The organism is Flavobacterium arundinis (assembly GCF_038289855.1).
Taxonomy (GTDB): Bacteria; Bacteroidota; Bacteroidia; order Flavobacteriales; family Flavobacteriaceae; genus Flavobacterium; species Flavobacterium arundinis.
The window spans coordinates 1-18,931 of the sequence record NZ_JBBYHR010000013.1 but is presented as its reverse complement, the minus strand read 5'-3'; the positions used below and the strand labels follow the sequence as shown (position 1 = coordinate 18,931).

The 18,931-nt window shown below is 43.8% G+C and carries 16 protein-coding genes; 7 read left to right on the top strand and 9 right to left on the bottom strand.

Going from position 1 to position 18,931, the window contains the following annotated elements; translation table 11 throughout:
* Positions 1–262 precede the first annotated feature (262 nt).
* From AAEO56_RS18395 to AAEO56_RS18385, 3 genes are all read left to right on the top strand, one after another.
* Positions 263–1,981 (top strand): M23 family metallopeptidase, encoded by a 1,719-nt coding sequence (locus tag AAEO56_RS18395; RefSeq protein ID WP_341698547.1) that lies wholly within the window; start codon positions 263–265, stop codon positions 1,979–1,981.
* The gene (locus AAEO56_RS18390) at positions 1,965–4,472 is read left to right on the top strand and encodes a TonB-dependent receptor (protein WP_341698546.1); all 2,508 of its coding nucleotides are present in this window, start codon (positions 1,965–1,967) and stop codon (positions 4,470–4,472) included. The genes AAEO56_RS18395 and AAEO56_RS18390 overlap by 17 nt, the downstream gene beginning before the upstream one ends.
* Before the next feature lie 153 nt (positions 4,473–4,625).
* Positions 4,626–5,354, top strand: a complete 729-nt coding sequence (locus tag AAEO56_RS18385) for a hypothetical protein (RefSeq protein ID WP_341698545.1) — start codon at positions 4,626–4,628, stop codon at positions 5,352–5,354.
* A gap of 141 nt (positions 5,355–5,495) precedes the next feature.
* Here AAEO56_RS18385 and AAEO56_RS18380 read toward each other — a convergent pair whose 3' ends face one another.
* The 6 genes from AAEO56_RS18380 to AAEO56_RS18355 all read right to left on the bottom strand — a co-directional run bounded on the left by AAEO56_RS18380 (position 5,496) and on the right by AAEO56_RS18355 (position 12,356).
* Positions 5,496–6,194: a hypothetical protein gene (locus AAEO56_RS18380; protein WP_341698544.1), complete on the bottom strand. Its 699-nt coding sequence runs from the start codon at positions 6,192–6,194 to the stop codon at positions 5,496–5,498.
* 246 nt (positions 6,195–6,440) lie between these two features.
* Positions 6,441–7,073 (bottom strand): HAD family hydrolase, encoded by a 633-nt coding sequence (locus tag AAEO56_RS18375; RefSeq protein WP_341698543.1) that lies wholly within the window; start codon positions 7,071–7,073, stop codon positions 6,441–6,443.
* 153 nt (positions 7,074–7,226) lie between these two features.
* Entirely contained in the window at positions 7,227–9,050 is a 1,824-nt protein-coding gene (locus AAEO56_RS18370; RefSeq protein WP_341698542.1) for an ABC transporter ATP-binding protein, read from the bottom strand.
* Between the two features lie 3 nt (positions 9,051–9,053).
* Entirely contained in the window at positions 9,054–10,781 is a 1,728-nt protein-coding gene (locus AAEO56_RS18365) for a phospho-sugar mutase (protein ID WP_341698541.1), read from the bottom strand.
* 60 nt (positions 10,782–10,841) lie between these two features.
* Entirely contained in the window at positions 10,842–11,792 is a 951-nt protein-coding gene (locus AAEO56_RS18360) for a glycosyltransferase family 2 protein (protein ID WP_341698540.1), read from the bottom strand.
* Positions 11,793–12,356 (bottom strand): DUF4199 domain-containing protein, encoded by a 564-nt coding sequence (locus AAEO56_RS18355; protein ID WP_341698539.1) that lies wholly within the window; start codon positions 12,354–12,356, stop codon positions 11,793–11,795.
* A gap of 235 nt (positions 12,357–12,591) precedes the next feature.
* Here AAEO56_RS18355 and AAEO56_RS18350 point away from each other — a divergent pair, with 235 nt between their 5' ends.
* The 3 genes from AAEO56_RS18350 to AAEO56_RS18340 all read left to right on the top strand — a co-directional run bounded on the left by AAEO56_RS18350 (position 12,592) and on the right by AAEO56_RS18340 (position 15,259).
* Positions 12,592–12,861: a type B 50S ribosomal protein L31 gene (locus AAEO56_RS18350; protein WP_341698538.1), complete on the top strand. Its 270-nt coding sequence runs from the start codon at positions 12,592–12,594 to the stop codon at positions 12,859–12,861.
* Positions 12,862–13,255: 394 nt separating this feature from the next.
* Entirely contained in the window at positions 13,256–14,434 is a 1,179-nt protein-coding gene (locus tag AAEO56_RS18345) for a GlmU family protein (RefSeq protein ID WP_341698537.1), read from the top strand.
* A 222-nt stretch (positions 14,435–14,656) separates the two neighbouring features.
* Positions 14,657–15,259 carry a thermonuclease family protein gene (locus AAEO56_RS18340; RefSeq protein ID WP_341698536.1) on the top strand — a complete coding sequence of 201 codons (603 nt, stop codon included), beginning with the start codon at positions 14,657–14,659 and terminating at the stop codon, positions 15,257–15,259.
* A 39-nt stretch (positions 15,260–15,298) separates the two neighbouring features.
* On the opposite strand, the gene AAEO56_RS18335 is transcribed toward AAEO56_RS18340, so the two are convergent.
* Positions 15,299–16,936 carry an ABC transporter substrate-binding protein gene (locus tag AAEO56_RS18335; RefSeq protein WP_341698535.1) on the bottom strand — a complete coding sequence of 546 codons (1,638 nt, stop codon included), beginning with the start codon at positions 16,934–16,936 and terminating at the stop codon, positions 15,299–15,301.
* Positions 16,920–17,183, bottom strand: a complete 264-nt coding sequence (locus tag AAEO56_RS18330; protein ID WP_341698534.1) for a hypothetical protein — start codon at positions 17,181–17,183, stop codon at positions 16,920–16,922. The genes AAEO56_RS18335 and AAEO56_RS18330 overlap by 17 nt, the downstream gene beginning before the upstream one ends.
* 110 nt (positions 17,184–17,293) lie before the next feature.
* Here AAEO56_RS18330 and mtaB point away from each other — a divergent pair, with 110 nt between their 5' ends.
* Positions 17,294–18,658 carry a tRNA (N(6)-L-threonylcarbamoyladenosine(37)-C(2))-methylthiotransferase MtaB gene (gene mtaB, locus AAEO56_RS18325; RefSeq protein ID WP_341698533.1) on the top strand — a complete coding sequence of 455 codons (1,365 nt, stop codon included), beginning with the start codon at positions 17,294–17,296 and terminating at the stop codon, positions 18,656–18,658.
* Here the strand turns inward: mtaB and AAEO56_RS18320 are convergent.
* Positions 18,650–18,775 carry a hypothetical protein gene (locus AAEO56_RS18320; RefSeq protein ID WP_341698532.1) on the bottom strand — a complete coding sequence of 42 codons (126 nt, stop codon included), beginning with the start codon at positions 18,773–18,775 and terminating at the stop codon, positions 18,650–18,652. The genes mtaB and AAEO56_RS18320 overlap by 9 nt on opposite strands.
* Positions 18,776–18,931 lie beyond the last annotated feature (156 nt).

The following is an 18,931-nucleotide window of genomic DNA, read 5'->3' as shown; positions in this document are numbered from 1 at the left end:
AACTGTTTAGTGAAAAAATATGAATTAATTTAAAGTTTCGGTACTATTTTGCAGTGAAAATAAGTTATAAATATAACGTTTGATTACTGTTACACAGATTGTTTTACGGAAATGAACTCGATTTTTTTAGTATATGTGAAGGATGTACAAACCTTTTTAGAAGCCTGTAACGTGTCATTTTCAGCGTTTGGCAAAACACATTTATGTTTAAGATTAACCCAAACCCTTCGGTTTTTTTAACGCTTTTTCCTATTTTCGTCCCATGAGATCATTTTTTTTATTTCTTTTATACGCCTCAGCAGCTTTCGCACAGCAGCAATACCCGCAGGACTATTTCCGTTCGCCGATGGACATCCCCATCCACCCGTCGGGTACTTTTGGAGAGCTTCGCACTAACCATTTCCATGCCGGCCTCGATTTCCGTACCAACCAGAAAGAAGGCCTCCCTGTCTATGCCGCGGCAGATGGCTATGTGTCCCGCCTGAAGGTTTCAAGCTACGGCTACGGCACCGCATTATATATCGACCATCCCAACGGATTTACAACATTATACGGCCATTTGCAGAAATATTCGCCTAAAATAGAGGCATTGGTAAGAGCCAAACAATATGAAAAGCAGTCCTTTGATATCGAGCTGTTTCTAAAGCCTGGCGAACTCACCGTTACAAAAGGTGAACTCGTGGCCCTGTCGGGAAATTCCGGTGGCTCCGGCGGCCCGCACCTGCATTTTGAGTACCGCGATACCAAAACGGAGATGATCATCAACCCGTTGCTTTTTGGGCTTAATAAAAAGATGAAGGATCCCTATGCACCAAAAATACTGGGACTGATAGCCTATCCGCTTAGTGATGATGCCGTGGTAAACGAATCGAAAAAGCCAACGTTAGTAAGTCTTAAGCTCCAGAAAGACGGTACGTACCTGGCCGATAAAATTTCGGCAAAAGGAAAAGTTGGCTTTTCGGTCAGCACTTCTGATAAGTCGACCGGTAGCGTGGGCAACAATGGTATTTTTAAAATACAGACATTCTTCAACGGCAGCCCTTACTTCAATTACGCCTTCAATACATTTGCCTTTGACGAGTCGCGTTACGTAAACAACCTTATCGACTATCCGCGCTATTACGCCACCGGCCAGCGTTTCCAAAAGCTGTTTGTAAAAACGCCATACCCATTATCGCTGCTTAAGGAAAGCGCTTCAAACGGGCAGTTCAATATCGTTCGTGATACGGTAAAAAACTACAGGATAGAGGTAGCCGATTTCCATGGCAACAAAGTCCTCGTAAACGGCAGTATCGAATATTCAGATAAGCCGGCGTCGGTTACAGAGGAAAAGCATATCACACCCTACCTGGTTAAAGTGGGCAATGACCATAATTATACTAAGGACAATGTATCGGTCTTTATTCCTGCCAATGCATTTTACGAAGATTTCTATATGGATTTCAATGTGCGTGATTCCATACTGTACCTGCACAACCCCACCGTGCCCGTGCATACCAATGTCGTGGTGTCATTCGACGTGAGCCACCTTTCGAAAGAGGTGCTGCAAAAAACGTTCATTGCGGGCTTTACGGATAAGAAGATCACCTACAACAGCAGCTATATGGAGGACGGGAAGCTTACCGCAAAAGTAAAGCAGCTGGGTAATTTTAAGCTGGCACAGGATACCACCCCGCCAAAAATTTTTGATATAAGCTTTGCAGAAGGTAAGTGGCTGAGTGACAAGGATGGCTTTTGGTGTAAAATAAGCGACGACCTGTCGGGAATCGCTACTTTTGATGCATTCCTTAACGGAAAATGGGCACTGATGCACTACGATTACAAAACGCGCGTTATATTCCATAATTTCAGCGACAGTATTGTGGATGAAGGCCGCAATGATTTAAAAATCACCGTTACTGATAATGTGGGAAATTCCACTACCTTTGAAACGCATTTTTTCAGAACACAAAATACGGCACCTGTTGAAAAAGATAAATAAACTACTTGTACTGCTGGTCATATTGTTGGGCACCACGGCTTTTGCCCAGAAAAAACCATTTATATACGGAGTCCTCATTGACGAAAACCACAAGCCTATTGAAGGTGTAAATGTGTATTATGCCGATATTGAAGGGACGGTAAGGACGACGACAGACAAAACCGGTTTTTATAAAATTGAACTGCCGGTCAACAGGAAAGTAATCATTTGGTTTGAGCATATCAGTTTTGCACTTTCTTCGATAGAAGGTGAGTTGGGCTGGAACGACAGTTTTCAATTCAACTCTATAATGGTCACCGGGACTAATGAATTAAGAGGCGTATTAATTACCTCCGAAAACGGCAGTAAAAGGGTAGAAGGCCTTACTACAGTAGATCCGGAAGTAATAATTAAGATGGTTGGCCCTAATGCGGGAGTCGAAAATATCATAAAATCAATAGGGCTTGGCGTTACGTTCAACAATGAGCTGAGTACACAATACTCCGTACGTGGTGGTAATTATGACGAGAACCTTGTGTATGTGAACGATGTCGAGATCTACCGTCCGTTCCTTATCCGTTCCGGGCAGCAGGAAGGACTGAGCTTTACCAACAGCAATATGGTAAAAAGCGTTGACTTTTCATCGGGCGGATTTCAGTCACGATTTGGCGACAAGCTGTCATCCGTGCTTGATATTAAGTACCGCAAACCGACAGATTATGCAGCAGCTCTCGAAGCGAGTTTCCTCGGCGGAAGCCTTACCCTCGAAGGTGTTTCAAAAGATAAGAAATGGGCTGCCATAGTGGGTGCGCGCTACCGCGACAACAGCCTTTTGGTCAACAGCCAGGAAACACAGACAAACTATAAGCCCACATTTGCCGATGTGCAGACGATGGTGACTTTTACCCCGAACGAAAAATGGGACTTCAGCTTTATCGGCAATATATCGCAGAACCAGTACAATTACCAGCCGCTCACAAGGCAGACGAATTTCGGTACGGTAGATGACCCCATTGCACTGCAGATATTTTATGAAGGACAGGAAAAAGACCAGTACAAAACCTATTTCGGCGCGTTTACTTCAGAATATAAAGTTTCCGATATTTTCCGTCTTAAATTTATCGGGTCGGCCTACCATACCCAGGAGCAGGAACATTTTGACATCCTTGCGCAGTATGCATTAGGGAATGTAGATACAAGTATAAATTCTGAAACCTTTGGCGCCTGTACCGACTGTGTGTCTGTCGGGTCGCAGCTCAACCACGGGCGCAACGACCTGGATGCGCTTATCGTAAATGCCGAGGTGAAAGGCTACCTTACCTTTAAGAAAAAGCACAACTTCGAATGGGGCGTAAAATATACCCGCGAAGACATCCGTGACAGGCTGGTAGAGTGGGAGGTGGTCGACTCGGCGGGATTCTCGCTAAGGCCGCCGGTTAACGATATTGTACAAAACGACCAGCCATATACCCCTTATAAAGGGCCGCTGGTGCCGTACCAAAATACCAGGGCTACCAATTTTGCCCAGATCAACCGTTTTTCGGGCTATGGCCAATGGAGCTACCGGGATACTATAAACAACAACGTAATTTTTATGAATGCGGGTGTAAGGGCGCACCAGTGGCAGGTAACAGGCGACAATATTGATGGCAAAAGCCAGATCGTTGTGAGCCCCCGCGCGCAGTTTGCCATAAAGCCCAATTGGGGCCGCGACATGGTTTTCCGCCTTTCGGGGGGGCTTTATTACCAGCCGCCTTTTTACCGCGAACTCAGGGATTCCCTTGGTGTTGTTCAGCCGAATGTAAAAGCGCAGCGATCGATACATGTTGTATTGGCAAATGATTACAGCTTTAAGATGGGCGATGGCAACAGGCCGTTTAAGCTGGTTACCGAGGCATATTATAAAAAAATCGATGATGTAAATACCTATACGCTCGAGAATGTCCGCATTCGTTACCGTGCGAATAACGATGCAGTGGCCTATGCCTACGGACTCGATATGCGCCTAAACGGTGAGTTTGTACCGGGCACCGAATCGTGGATCAGCTTTGGTTATATGAGGACGGAAGAAAACATCAATGGCCGCGGCTACATCCCAAGGCCTACCGACCAGCGTCTTAAATTCGGTTTGCTGTTCCAGGATTATGTTCCCAACATCCCGAACCTGAAGATGTACCTTAACCTCGTATATAATACCGGATTGCCGGGCGGGTCGCCATCGTATGCCGATTCGTATGTGTACCAGTCACGCCTGAATGATTACCGCCGCGCCGATGCCGGATTTGCCTATGTGTTTAAGGATATTTACCAGGGCGATAAGATAAAATCGGACAAAGCATGGCTGAAACCTTTCCAGGAGCTTACCCTTGGCCTGGAGATATTTAACCTTTTCAACAACCAGAACGCTATTACAAATACCTGGGTACGCGATGTGTATTCAAAGGCACAGTACGGCATCCCGAATTACCTTACCAGCCGCGTTTTCAGCCTTAAGCTCTCGGCAAGAATATAGTTTTCTGAGGTTCTGAGATGCTGAGGCGCTAAGTTTCTAAGTTTCTAAGGCTCTAAGAACCTAAGAACCTAAGCATCTCAGCACCTAAGTAACTAAGTTCCTTTCTCTATTCAAAACATTTTGCTTATTTTTGGGATATATCTAAATCGTGAAATGAAAAAAGCTGCCATTATAGCCATAACCCTTACATCATTACTGTTTGTAAGCTGCAAGGAAGAAAAGCCCAAGCCTAAAGTGATCTATGAAGACACCAAAGCAGGCACTACTCAGCTTAAAAAAGTGGACTCTGCCCAGATTAAGGTAGCCGACCTTCCCGTTCACATGGAAGGTACAAAATACCTGATTCATCCTGTAGGCGATATAAGGGTGTATGACGACAGTAACCGCAGCTACGGCACCAGCCGCACCAACAGCTCCGTAAGCTATGCGATATCCAACTACAACCGTTTTGAGATAACAGGCTATTTCGAAAACCTGAAATTCCAGCACATCGACTCAACGGCTATGCACCCGCTTACCAATAAAAAGATTCAGATACAAACCGCAACATTCCTTGACGGCATTTCGGCAAAGACAAAGCGGCAGGTGTTGGTGTATACGGTTGTAGATGCCGATACCAACCAGGATGGAAAGGTAGATGCCAATGATATCAGGTCACTGTACATGAGCGATATCAGCGGAAAAGGATTTAAGAAGCTGTCGCAGGACATGCAGGAGCTGATCGACTGGAATATTATCAATACACAAAACAGAATTTACTTCCGTACCATAGAGGACATCAACAAAAATGGTGCTTTTGATAAGAATGACAAGGTGCATTACCACTACGCCGACCTGCTTTCCCCTGACTGGACTGTAACGGCTTACGAACCGGTAAATTAGTTCCGGGTTTGGGGTTCCGGGTTGCCATACAGAACCTATAACCTATAACCGATAACAGCATTATTGGAAATCCGTGTCCATCCGCCAAAATCCGTGTCATCCGCGTTCCTTTAACTGAAAAACTGCGACTGCGACTGAAGACTATATTAAAATGTCACTTTCCAGATCCGACTTCTCAATCTCAAAATCAAAACCCAGCTGCTGCATCAGCTGCATCACCAGTTTTTTGTACCAGTTCTCTGATTTCGGGTGGATGTAAATTTTTTCTATTAAAAGGTTGATGTCAACATCCGTTTTTACTCCTTCATTTATCGAAAGGTTGTGCTCTGTAAGGTCGGCAACAATCCGTACTTCACGCTCATACTGAAAGCTCTTCCGCTTAAAAAGGAACGGGAAAAAACTATTATCGAAAGGGATATATTCTTTTTTGTAATCAATATAATCTACGGCGCCTATATGCTGTTCATAGCGCTGTTCCGGTGCCAGCGCCCGTTGCATACGGCCGATGGTGCTTTGTATAGCGAGGCCTTCATTATTTTTTGTAAAGATCTGCCACATGGCAAAAGACTCGTATTCATTGATGTGCCAACTGCTTACCACTACATTTTTCCGGTGGTTCTTATAATAGTCCAAAAAGTCGGGCTTGTGTTCTGACAGCCTTTTCATTTCCTCAAACGTAGGCTCGCTGAATGTGCCTTCATACTGGTCCTCAAACTTATCCGACCGCGACATAAAAAGCTGCCTGCACAACAGCAGGTCCAGGAACTTGGAGAGGTCCAGGTATTTCCAGACAATGGTGTCAGGATCTGGGAGCGTTATCTGGCCGTTGGGTACATACATATCAGGAGGTATCTTTTGTAAAATTACAAATGTTGCCTCCTTTATTAGTTAAGATAGTGTTTTTATTTTCTAATGGTAATGATAATTTCGATTTGAAGTAGTTCCTCTCTCCGCACAGTCACTGCGAGGCACGAAGCAGTCTTTCCTTCAGGCAGCAGCTTTTGTTGTAGCAGAAAGATCCCTTCGTGCCTCGATGACAGCCATGCGACTAAACATTTTTATAAACTTTATAAATGAGCGCAACATTTATAGTAGATAAACTCCTGCCGCAATTCTTATAAGATCTTTAAAATGATCAATTTTATAATCGGCTTCACGGGCATCCTGGGCGTTTTGTTTATCGTAAAGCACGGTAGGTATGCCAAGTTCTTTTGCTGCCTTTATCTCGCTTTCGGGGTCGTCGCCCACTACCAGCACTTCTTCCGGTTTATAATCAAAACGCTGCAATATACCGGCAAACACTTCTTTTTTGCTTGATTTTGTAGGGTCAACCACATGAACTTCCTTAAAATCAGGTTCAATGCCCATCTGCTTTATCTTGCTCATCTGCATTTTCAGGAAACCGGTAGTCACCAAAAAGCGTTCCCCGGGAATATTCTTTATCTCAGGATAATCCTCAAAGGTGTCAATCATCTCATCATAAACGATCTCTTCCTGCAGGGCGATCCCTTTCGCGGTAAGCGTATCACTGAAGTTATGCCTTGCAGCCACAAGCCGGAAAGGCGTCCTCATAATAGCTTTCCTGATGGCATCGAAATCATTATCGTGCTCGCCACTCTCCGCTATCAGATTGAATAATGGCCCAAACAGCTTGTCGCCAATTGCACTTACGGGATAAATAGTATTGTCAAGGTCGTAGATAATCGCTTTAACAGGCATATAATGGTATTTTTAATTTTAATGACAAAGATACTTCATAAAGAAAATAGCCGCAAACCTGCAGCTATTTCTTAATTTTATTTTATAATCCGTGGAATTTATTTATTACGAGTGAAGCTCAATCTGAAATCTACAATCTGAAATCTGAAATGATTACTCGAAGGATTGCATCATCACCAGCTTCTTATAAGTACCATTATGGTTAATAAGCTCATCATGTGTTCCCTGCTCTACGATTTTTCCTTTTTGCATTACCACGATCTTATCGGCCTTTTGTATGGTCGAAAGCCTGTGGGCAATGACTATAGATGTACGGTTCTGCATCATGTTCTCCAATGCCTGCTGTACCAGCCTTTCGCTTTCGGTATCCAGGGCGGAGGTAGCCTCGTCAAGGATCATGATAGGCGGGTTTTTCAGTACGGCACGGGCAATGCTGAGGCGTTGTTTCTGCCCGCCCGAAAGCTTGTTCCCGCTGTCACCAATATTGGTATTGATGCCTTCCGGCAGGTCTTTCACAAATTCGTAGGCATTGGCAATTTTCAATGCATCAAGGATCTCTTCATCGGTAGCATCAGGTTTGCCCAACGACACATTATTCCTTACCGTATCGTTAAACAGGATGCTATCCTGTGTTACAAGCCCCATAAGGCTCCGCAATGAGTGAACGGTACAATCGCGGATATCAATACCATCGATGCTGATGCTGCCCTCCTGTACGTCGTAAAAACGCGTTAGCAGGTTAGCAATGGTGCTCTTTCCGCTGCCGGATTGTCCTACCAAAGCTACAGTCTGGCCTTTTGGTACAGTAAGCGAGAAATCTTTCAGTACGTTTTCTTCCTCATATCGGAAATTGATGTTTTCAATTTCTATGCTTCCTTCAAAAGAAGTTTTCTCAATAGCTTTAGGCTTGTCATGTATTTCAATGTCGGTCTCCAGCAAATCTACGATCCTTTCTGCGGAAGCGCTGCCCCGTTTAAGGCTGTAGCTCGCCTTCGATATATCTTTGGCTGGGGTAAGGATGTTGTAGGCAAGGAGGATATAGCCTAAAAAGAAGCCTGCTTCCATGGTCTGGTCTTCAAAAACAAGATAACCGCCGTACACCAGCAATACGCCTATCACGATAATTCCCAACAGCTCGCTAAGCGGTGAGGCAAGGTTTTGCCTGTTCGATACCGTGTTAGAGTACCTGAAAAGCCTTTGGTTGATGTTGCCGAATTTTTCCCTGAACAGCCCTTCGGCGGTAAATGACTTGATCACCTTAAGGCCGCCAACCGTCTCTTCGAGTGTGGCCAGTACCTGCCCATGTTCCTGCTGCACCCGCATTGACTGTTTTTTAAGCGACTTGCCCACCTTTGATATGATAAATCCTGCCACGGGAAGGAATACAAATACAAACAGGGTAAGCTGGTAGCTGAAGATCGCCATTGATATGAGTGTAAAGAGTATCGTTAGGGGTTCCTTCACGATCATCTCCATGTAGTTCATGAACGAAGTGCTCAGCTCATTTACATCGGTTGTCATTTTGGCAATCACATCGCCCTTAGTGGTTTGCGAATAATAGGCAGATGGAAGCCTTGTAATTTTGCCATACATCGCCATCCTAATATCTTTTACCATACCGTTACGCAGGTGCGTGATATAGTAAAGCGCCATGTAATTGCACAGGTTCTTCAGCAGGAAGATTGTAATGATCGTTCCGATGATGAACATCAGTACGGTAAACTCCCCATGTTCCTTTATCTCTGTAGTGAGGGAATAGTTCAGGGAGTTCTCCAGGTAGGTTTTTAAATGAGCAAAGTCTTCATATACGGGTTTTGCAACATCTTTCTTGTCGTCAAAAATAACCTTCAGAACAGGTATTACCGCGATCAGCGACATCGTACTGAAAAGTGCATACAATATATTGAAGAAGATATTCAGTGCTATCTGCTTTTTGTACGGCTTCGCAAAAGGGTAAATTTTGGTGTAGTAGCTCATTAATTAAACAAGGTTCATTTCTTCTGTTATGTTTTTTATCTTCTTGTCCAGCGAAGCCTCTACAGCCTTAAAGTTTGTCACATCGTCAAGCGGTGCGTTCACACTGAAATAGAATTTTATCTTTGGCTCCGTTCCGCTCGGGCGTGCACATATTTTCGTACCGTCTTCAAGGTAATAGATAAGCACATCACTTTTCGGAAGGGTAAGTGTTTCTTCTTCGCCGTTCAAAAGGTTTTTGGCAGTAGATGCTTTATAGTCTTCTACCATCAGCACACGCTGACCATTGATCTCGGTAAGCGGCTTCTCGCGCATTTGTATCATCATGTTGTTGATCTCCGCCGCGCCTTCCATACCTTTTTTGGTAATAGATATAAGGTACTCTTTATAGAAGCCGAATTCAACAAATAGTTTCAGCAGCTCCTGGTATAGTGAGCTTGCATTGGCTTTTGCCTGTGCAGCGATCTCGCAAAGCAGCAGGGTAGAGGTCACGGCATCCTTATCGCGCACTGCATCGCCTACCATAAATCCAAAGCTTTCTTCGCCACCGCCTATGAATTCCTGTTCTGGGAAATCCTTGATCATCTTGGCGATCCATTTAAAGCCTGTAAGCCCCACTTTGCATTCTACACCATAGGCAGAAGCCAGTTCCATCATCATCGGTGTGGATACTATAGTCGATCCCACAAATTGCTTTCCGTCAATTTTGCCTTGTTTTTTCCATTGCTCCAAAAGGAAATGTGTCATCAGTACCATCGTCTGGTTACCATTAAGCAGGGTCATGATGCCATTGCCGTTACGCACAGCCACACCAAGGCGGTCACTGTCAGGGTCGGTGCCTATAACGATATCAGCATTCACTTCGTCAGCCAGCGCAATTGCCATAGACAATGCTTCCGGCTCCTCTGGGTTCGGCGATTTTACTGTTGGGAAATCCCCGTCAGGTTTAGCCTGCTCTGCTACGATATTCACATTGCTGTAGCCAGCGTCTTCAAGAAGGTCGGGTATCAGCGTTACCGATGTGCCGTGCAATGGGGTATATACTATTTTCAATGCATCCTTCGCTTCCTGCGGGGTGTTGAAAGAAGCATTGATAAGCGACGAACGTATAAACGCATTATCCATTACTTCGCCTATATATTCGATAAGGTTTTCATTAGCATTGAAATTGATCTGGCCGTATTCAAGCGCTTCGATCACGTCGATTACCTCTTTGTCCTGTGGCGGAACCAACTGGCCGCCGTCTTGCCAGTATACTTTGTATCCGTTATATTCCGGTGGGTTATGCGATGCTGTAAGCACGATCCCTGCATGGCAGCTGAGGTGTTTTACTGCGAACGAAAGTTCAGGGGTAGGGCGTAAATCTGAAAAAAGGAATACTTTTATCCCGTTAGCCGAAAAAACATCCGCTACCGTTTTGGCAAGCGTATCACTGTTGTGGCGGCAGTCGTAGGCAATAGCCACTTTAAGCTCCTCGCTGGGAAAAGATTTCTTCAGGTAATCAGAAAGGCCCTGTGTCGCCTTCCCAAGGGTATATTTATTGATGCGATTGGTGCCCGGACCCATTATGCCGCGCATGCCACCGGTTCCGAATTCAAGGTTCTTATAAAAACTGTCTTCAAGCTCTTTTGGCGAAGATGCCATCATTTCCTGAAGTGACGTGTGTGTTTCATTGTCGAAAACCGGCGTTAGCCATACATTTACTTTGTCAAGTATTGATTTGTCAATTTCCATTTTACTATATTTTAAGGAATGTAAATTTTGGGTTTATTTGCTAAGGTACAAAACTGGAACTTATAAAGTTTCGCTAATTTTATAGCGTTCCTCATTGTTTTTCGTCCGGAGTATTATTTCACCTAAAAAGCCCGCCAGAAATAGCTGCGTACCGATGATCATGGTTACCAGCGCAATATAAAACCACGGATTGTTAGCTACGAGCATCGCTTTTTCATGATGGTACAATTTGTACAGCTTCATGGCGCCTATGTATGCAGCCGACCCCAGTCCGATAAGGAACATCAGTACGCCCAGCGCCCCGAAAAGGTGCATCGGCCTCTTGCCGAAACGCGACAGGAACCAGATAGTTATAAGGTCGAGGAAACCGTTGATAAACCGTTCCATGCCAAATTTGGTCGACCCGTATTTCCTGGCCTGGTGCATTACCACTTTTTCGCCTATTTTGGCAAAGCCCGCGTTTTTGGCCAATACCGGTATATAGCGGTGCATTTCGCCCGATACCTCAATATTTTTTACAACAATATTCTTGTATGCCTTAAGGCCGCAATTGAAATCGTTCAGCTTTACTCCCGATGTTTTCCGGGCTGCCCAGTTGAACAGTTTGGAAGGCATGTTCTTGGACAGGATAGAGTCATACCGCTTCTTTTTCCAGCCCGACACAAGGTCAAAGCCGCCGCTGGTAACCATACTGTAAAGCCCGGGAATTTCTTCGGGGCTGTCCTGCAGGTCGGCATCCATAGTGATGATTACATCGCCCTGTGCCTTTGCAAAACCGGCATGCAGCGCCTGTGATTTCCCATAATTCCTGTGGAAGCGAATGCCTTTTATATTCGGGTTTGTAACACCAAGCTGCTGTATGATGTTCCAGGAAGCGTCGGTGCTGCCATCATCTATAAAGATAACCTCATAGCTGAAATTGTTTTCGGCCATGACCTTTACGATCCACTGGTGTAATTCTGAGAGCGATTCTTCCTCGTTTAAGAGGGGTATGACTATAGATAGATTCATTTATTGATTAAAAGCTCCCGGATTTTCTTTTTTTATTATCGCGCCAACAATCAGTGATATTATTAGCCCAATAATAGCATACATCACGATAGAGACAGGTATTAAAGCATAGGGCCTAAGGAAAATTTCTGTAAATTCAAGGCTCATTTTCATTTGATCAGATGTCATTCCCGGTTGGCTGGCCAGTGAGATTTTGGTTTGTTCCAAAATTTGTGCTTTTGCCTCAGGAATGATGAAGTAAAAAATAGATGTAACAACTGAAGATACTAAGGCGGCGATCACCATTGTTGAAACTCCACCCTTTAGGCTTTGACCAAATGAAATATATCCTCCGTTTAATTTATTTTTAAAGTTATTACATGCTAAAAATATAAACAAAAATGGTAAAATCAGATTATTCATAAGTCCCATAGCTATACCTATCCCTTTGTTTTCGGCGGAATTAAGTGCTAATGTATAAGATAGTACAAATTCCAATACAAGTATTACCCCGAATATAACTCCGTATGGAATTGTTGATTTTGCGAGAGAAGCTCCCTCAACCCTACTTTTACTATTCTCCATTTCTTATCGTTTTATGGTTTATCGTACAAATATACTAATTCCAATATTATGAGTCGCGAAAAAATCCGTACTGTTACACTTAAAAAAAGAAGCGCATCACTTTGATTATTAAAAAATAGTTGTACTTTTGCACACTCAAATAAAATGTTTAAACAAAAAGCTGTAAGCCGTTTATACCTTTCAATTAAGAAAGCTTCAGGATGGGCAGCAGCCAAACAATAAAAATTTACTCAAGATGAAAAAAGGTATTCACCCGGAAAATTACAGATTAGTGGCATTCAAAGACATGTCGAACGACGAAGTTTTTATCACTAAATCTACAGCAGACACTAAAGAAACAATCACACACGAAGGAGTTGAATATCCGGTAGTGAAAATGGAGATATCCAGGACTTCACACCCTTTCTACACAGGTAAATCAAAACTTATCGACACTGCAGGACGTATCGACAAGTTCAAAAATAAATATGCTAAATTCAGCAAAGAGACTAAAACTGAAGAATAGTTTTTATCTTTTATATATACAGAAGCCTTCCCGAAACGGAGGGCTTTTTTTTTGGATAGTTGCAAAGTTGCTGAGAGACAAAGTAGCAAAGTTTTCTGGTGTTCTGAAAATAATTTTTGTTCCATATGAAATATTAAATGATTTTGCATTAGACATTGCAGTGTTACATCTCTACAGCGGAAATATTATATAACGGTTACATGATGAAACATTAAGGTAGAGGCGTTGCATTGCAACGTCTAACATTATGGATAGATCAAATTCATGTCAAATAGTAATTAAATAATTCTTCAACTCAGCCACTCATCCACTCTGCTACTTTGAAACTTTGTAACTTTGCGACTTTGAAACTTCAAAAACTTTACCGTAATTTCGTGTCCTAAACCAGCAAACAATGAACTACATTCTTTTTGACGGTACCGTACGCAACGCGCTGCTGCCGTTTACTTTCACCAGGCCGGTGGCCGATATCCGTGTGGGCATACTTACCATCCGTGAAAAGTGGGAGAAATACCTTGGCTATACCACGACCACGCTTACCGAAGAATATCTTATGGAGAAATTCCCAATGGTGGAGATGGAAGAGAATGTAATGATAAATGCCTCTTTCTTTCCCAATGAAGTCCTGTCCGAAATGGTACAGTCGCTTGAAGCCAACCAGGCTATTTTTATAGGGGAGGAAGTAATCGCCTTTCATACTACAGATACCCAGGAAGAAGTCGATTTTGATACGTACGAGATCATTGAATATACCGAAAGCTGCCTGCGCATAGAGAATCCGTGGGACATTTTCGCTAAGAATGATGCCGCCATCCGTGAGGATTTTGAGCTGCTGACCGAAGGACGTACCTCGCAGCCCATACCGGCAAGTGTAAATACCATAGCTCCCGAAAATATTTTTATTGAAGAAGGCGCCAAACTGGAATTCGTTACCCTAAACGCATCCACCGGGCCTATATATATAGGTAAGAATTCCGAGATCATGGAGTGCTCCGTGATTCGCGGACCATTTGCATTATGCGAAGAAGGCCAGGTAAAGATGGGTGCTAAAGTATATGGCGCTACCACAGTGGGGCCACACAGCAGGATAGGCGGGGAGGTAAGCAATTCGGTGCTGTTCGGTTATTCTAACAAAGGGCACGATGGCTTTTTAGGTAATTCTGTCCTGGGCGAATGGTGCAACCTTGGCGCTGATACCAACAACTCCAACCTGAAGAATAACTACGAAGAAGTAAAGCTTTGGAGCTACGAGAAAGGGATATTCGCAAAAACCGGATTGCAGTTCTGCGGCCTTATGATGGGCGACCACAGCAAATGCGGCATCAATACCATGTTCAATACAGGAACCGTAGTTGGTGTAAGTGCGAATATCTTCGGTAGCGGCTTCCCGCGTAATTTTGTACCGAGCTTCTCTTGGGGCGGTGCTTCGGGCTTTACGGTTTACCTTCCCAAAAAAGCTTTTCAAACAGCAAAGATCGTGATGTCAAGGCGTAAGATCGAATTCACCGAACAGGATGCTGCCATACTGGAGCATGTATTCGAGGCGACCAAAGAGTGGAGAAAAGAGGAGTAATATACCAATTGCTTAATTTTTAAATGTAGCAATTAATACATCTGATCGTAACTTAACCACATAGGCACATAGCTAATTACCGACCACAAAGATCTTGAAAAAGTGTATTTGTAGAAATCACAGAACTGAAGCTACGCTTCCCTATGTGACAATATGTTTCCTTTTAAAGCTATGAAAACTATGTATCTATGTGGTTAAATTTAAAATATCAAAGAATAACAATTGGCAAATCGTAAAAGAAGGTCCGGTTCGGGAATAGCGGTATCACTATTGATGCTGGGTTTTGCCGTGTACTTTGCTTTTTTCAGGAACGCACCCACTAATTCTTCACCTGAAAAGGAACGTTTAGAAAAACCTGTAAAGGCAAAGAAAGCAAAAAAGGAGAAGGAGCCGCTACGCTATCTTACTGTTTTTGAAGGCAAGGTCATCGGGATAAAAGACGGCGATACGTTCGAAATATTATACGACAGCATCCCCGAAAAGGTCCGCCTTGCGGAGATCGACTGCCCGGAGAAATCACAGGCATTCGGAAAAAATGCCAGACAATATGCCTCCGATCTTTGTTTCGGGAAAACCGTTACCGTAACTTCTACGGGCAAGCGCGACCGTTACGGAAGGGTAGTGGGCACAATCGTTACACAGGACGGCATTAATGTAAATGAAGAACTCGTGAAGGCCGGTTTTGCATGGCATTATAAGCAATACTCCAAAAGCAAAACACTGGATGCTATCGAACAGCAAGCCAGGGATAAAAAACTTGGCCTATGGGCAGATAAAAACCCCGAAGCCCCATGGGAATGGCGGAAGGAAAGACGGAGAAAGTAGGCAATCGCAGTCCCGGTTGGCCAGCATCAATAAAAATAATCAATCCTTCCTCACCCTTTTTAAAACCAATAAATTCAACGGATTGATCCCCAAACCCGACACATTGTTTCGTGTAAACCGTGAAGCCTTGTCATAAAATAACGGAATAACCGGCGCTTCTTCCATTACCAGGGCATCCATTTGCTTGTAAAGTTCCTGGCGTTTTTTGTCATTTGTTTCAAGGAATGCGGCTTCGTACAATTTATCGAATTCCTCGTTTTTAAAATGCGTATAATTCGGTCCGCCCGGTGAGAAATTCTTGCTATAGAAAAGCGACAGGTAGTTTTCGGCATCGGGATAATCAGCTATCCAGCTTGCCTTGAAGAACGAAACCTTCCCTGTGGATATCGCCTGCGTTAGGGTAGAAGGCGGGTTCACATCGACTTGTACGTTCAGCCCGATCTTTTGCCATTCGCGCTGCAGGTATTCGGTAATATCAAGGTAAGAGGCGCTGGTGCTTATCTGAATTTTTGGGTTGGTGTCGCCCGTTTGCTTTTTATAATCAGCAACCAGGGCTTTTGCTTTGGCAATATCAAAATCATAGCCTTTCGCCCCGAAACCGGCCAGCCCGCTTGGTATCATTCCGCTTGTAGCGCCGATTCCCATATTGTTGCGGAGGAAAAGTATCATCTTATTGCGGTCAAAGCCATAGTTCAGTGCTTGGCGGATGCGCTTGTCTTTCACTGCTTTGTCAGTTCCGTCAAGGCGGAAACCCATGTACTCCGTATTCAGGTACGGCCCGGTTATCATCTTTACATCTTTCCTGTATTTCGGTTGTAGCTCGCCTTTCGGGGTCAGTATCTCGTCTTTATACGATGGGTCGAGACCGGAAACAAAATCCAGCTTGCCCTGTACGAATTGCAGGAAGCCGCTCTGCTTGTCGGGAAGGAAGGTAATCGCTACGGCTTCCATATACGGCAGCTGCACGCCTTTTTCATCCTTCTCAAAATACATCGGATTTTTCCGCAGCACCAGCTTCACGTTTTCTTCCCAAATTTTAAACTGGAATGGACCGGTGCCAATAGGGTTCGCCCTGAAATCATAACCGGATTTATCAAATGCCTCGTGAGGAACCACTGATGCATATTTCATGGTCAGCAGTCCGAGGAACGCAGGAAAAGTTTTGGACAGCTTTATCTCAAAAACCGTATCATTTACAGCATGGAAGTTCTCCACATTCTGCAATATCCAGCGCCCGGGTGCTGCAATTTCCTCATCCAAAAGGCGGTTCAGGCTGTATTCAAAATCTTTTGCAACAACCGTCCGCGTACTGTCCTTCCCGAAAAGGACACTTTTATGAAAATACACATCATTGCGCAGCGTAAACGTATAGGTTTTGCCATCCGGCGAAATGTCCCAGGATTTGGCAATATCGGGTTTGATGTTGAGACTGTCATCCAGTTGTACCAGTCCGTTGAAAAGCTGGTTGCACACCCAGATGGACGGGCGTATTTTTGCGAATGCCGGGTCAAGCGAATTGACGGCGGCGTTCTCATTATAGCGGAAAACGAGGTTGTCGCGGGACTCTTCTTCCTTTTTAGTACAGGAAAAGAGGAGTGAAAGTATAAATAAGGAAAATAGTGTTTGAAGTATTTTTACCAGATTCGAACGGTATGTTATATTAGACTTTTGCTTCATCGAGGCGCTTTTTGATCTCCATAGCCTGCTCCTTTACTTCTTCCCAAGTATAGCCTCTTTCTTCCCCGGAATCATATTTTGCAGACCCTTCTTCAAGTATTGCTATCTGTTGATCTGATAGTCTGTAGCTGTAATTATTCTCCTCAGCCATAATTTCCATAAGTTTTTCAATTACGGTTACATCCTCCAATTGTGTTATCCACTCAATGAGTCCCAGTTTATCTTTTTGCAGCTGAACAGTTTGCATACTCGTGGCTTTTATGTTGAGTTACAAATATAATGAATTGTACATTTTATTTACTGGCAAATTGTATGTAAATTTGCAGGCTTATTCGGAAAGCTTTACAGCTAATGCTCATGGAACAAAAGAAAAAAGTCGCTTTTTATACGCTTGGATGCAAACTGAATTTTTCGGAGACATCTACTATCGCACGCAGTTTTCAGGACGAGGGTTTCGACCGCGTTGATTTTGAGGAGGTAGCCGACATGTATGTCATCAATACCTGCTCAGTAACCGAGAACGCCGATAAGCAGTTCAAGCAAATTGTAAAGAAAGCGCTTAAGAATAATGATAAGGCCTTTATTGCCGCAGTTGGGTGCTATGCCCAGCTAAAGCCCGAAGAACTTGCCGCTGTTGATGGTGTCGACCTGGTGCTTGGCGCGACAGAGAAATTCAAGATCACCGATTACATCAATGACCTTTCCAAAAACGATATGGGCGAGGTGCATTCCTGCGAAATTTCCGAAGCCGATTTTTACGTGGGAAGCTACTCCATTGGCGACCGTACCCGTGCTTTCCTGAAGGTGCAGGACGGCTGCGATTATAAATGTACCTATTGTACCATTCCGCTGGCAAGGGGTATTTCACGTAGCGATACGCTGGAAAATGTATTGAAGAATGCTAAAGAGATCTCTCAGCAAAATATAAAAGAGATAGTCCTTACCGGCGTAAACATAGGCGACTATGGCAAAGGTGAGTTCGGTAATAAAAAACACGAGCATACTTTTTACGAACTGGTTCAGGAATTGGATAAGATAGAAGGTATCGAACGCCTCCGAATCTCATCTATCGAGCCGAATTTGTTGCGTAATGAGACCATTGAATTTGTATCGAAGAGCCGTACTTTTGTGCCGCATTTCCATATACCATTACAATCGGGCAGTAATGATATATTGAAGCTTATGCGCCGCCGCTACCTTCGTGAGGTTTATACTGAGCGCGTGAACAAGATACGCGAAGTGATGCCGCATGCCTGCATCGGTGTAGATGTTATTGTGGGCTTTCCGGGAGAGACCGATGAGCATTTCCTTGAGACGTACAACTACCTTAACGAAATGGATATATCCTACCTGCACGTATTCACCTATTCCGAAAGGGATAACACACCTGCTGCCTCCATGCCGGGCGAAGTTGCAGGTAATGTTCGCTCCAAGCGAAGCAAAATGCTGAGGGGATTATCGGTTAAGAAACGCAGGGCATTCTACGAAAGCCAGTTGGTTACCACACGTACTGTACTTTTCGAAAGCGAAAATAAAGAAGGCTACATCCACGGCTTTACAGAGAATTACGTAAAAGTAAAAACCCCATGGAACCCGGAACTGGTAAACACGCTTCATGAAGTAACACTTACCAAAATTGACGATGACGGCTCTGTAAGGATCGAATTCGTACAGCCTGTTGTAGAAATTTCTAAAAGTGTTTTTGAGGGGTTGTCAGCTTAGTAACTCCTGAATTTCCCTTTCAGCCTCTTCATCAGTCAAATAATTTCCTTCTTCATACTCCTTTATGGATTGAAGTATACTTGCTCTTTGATCTTCGGTGAATTCGATTTTCTTCATAACGTCTTTGAAATGTTATACCTGCGAGGTCTTAAAGACATAAGTGTTCGGAAGACTTTAAACCATATTAGATAGTGGTATTTTGCTTGGATCTCCATCGCAGATTACCACTATTTCTTTTATTATTTCCATATTTAATTCTTCCACGAACTCGTA

Bases quoted from the DNA above. Each gene is read 5' to 3' on its own strand.
- AAEO56_RS18395 (WP_341698547.1), top strand. From the start codon at position 263: ATGAGATCATTTTTTTTATTTCTTTTATACGCCTCAGCAGCTTTCGCA.
- AAEO56_RS18385 (WP_341698545.1), top strand. From the start codon at position 4,626: ATGAAAAAAGCTGCCATTATAGCCATAACCCTTACATCATTACTGTTT.
- AAEO56_RS18380 (WP_341698544.1), bottom strand. From the start codon at position 6,194: ATGTATGTACCCAACGGCCAGATAACGCTCCCAGATCCTGACACCATT.
- AAEO56_RS18375 (WP_341698543.1), bottom strand. From the start codon at position 7,073: ATGCCTGTTAAAGCGATTATCTACGACCTTGACAATACTATTTATCCC.
- AAEO56_RS18370 (WP_341698542.1), bottom strand. From the start codon at position 9,050: ATGAGCTACTACACCAAAATTTACCCTTTTGCGAAGCCGTACAAAAAG.
- AAEO56_RS18365 (WP_341698541.1), bottom strand. From the start codon at position 10,781: ATGGAAATTGACAAATCAATACTTGACAAAGTAAATGTATGGCTAACG.
- AAEO56_RS18360 (WP_341698540.1), bottom strand. From the start codon at position 11,792: ATGAATCTATCTATAGTCATACCCCTCTTAAACGAGGAAGAATCGCTC.
- AAEO56_RS18355 (WP_341698539.1), bottom strand. From the start codon at position 12,356: ATGGAGAATAGTAAAAGTAGGGTTGAGGGAGCTTCTCTCGCAAAATCA.
- AAEO56_RS18350 (WP_341698538.1), top strand. From the start codon at position 12,592: ATGAAAAAAGGTATTCACCCGGAAAATTACAGATTAGTGGCATTCAAA.
- AAEO56_RS18345 (WP_341698537.1), top strand. From the start codon at position 13,256: ATGAACTACATTCTTTTTGACGGTACCGTACGCAACGCGCTGCTGCCG.
- AAEO56_RS18335 (WP_341698535.1), bottom strand. From the start codon at position 16,936: ATGAAGCAAAAGTCTAATATAACATACCGTTCGAATCTGGTAAAAATA.
- AAEO56_RS18330 (WP_341698534.1), bottom strand. From the start codon at position 17,183: ATGCAAACTGTTCAGCTGCAAAAAGATAAACTGGGACTCATTGAGTGG.
- mtaB (WP_341698533.1), top strand. From the start codon at position 17,294: ATGGAACAAAAGAAAAAAGTCGCTTTTTATACGCTTGGATGCAAACTG.
- AAEO56_RS18320 (WP_341698532.1), bottom strand. From the start codon at position 18,775: ATGAAGAAAATCGAATTCACCGAAGATCAAAGAGCAAGTATACTTCAA.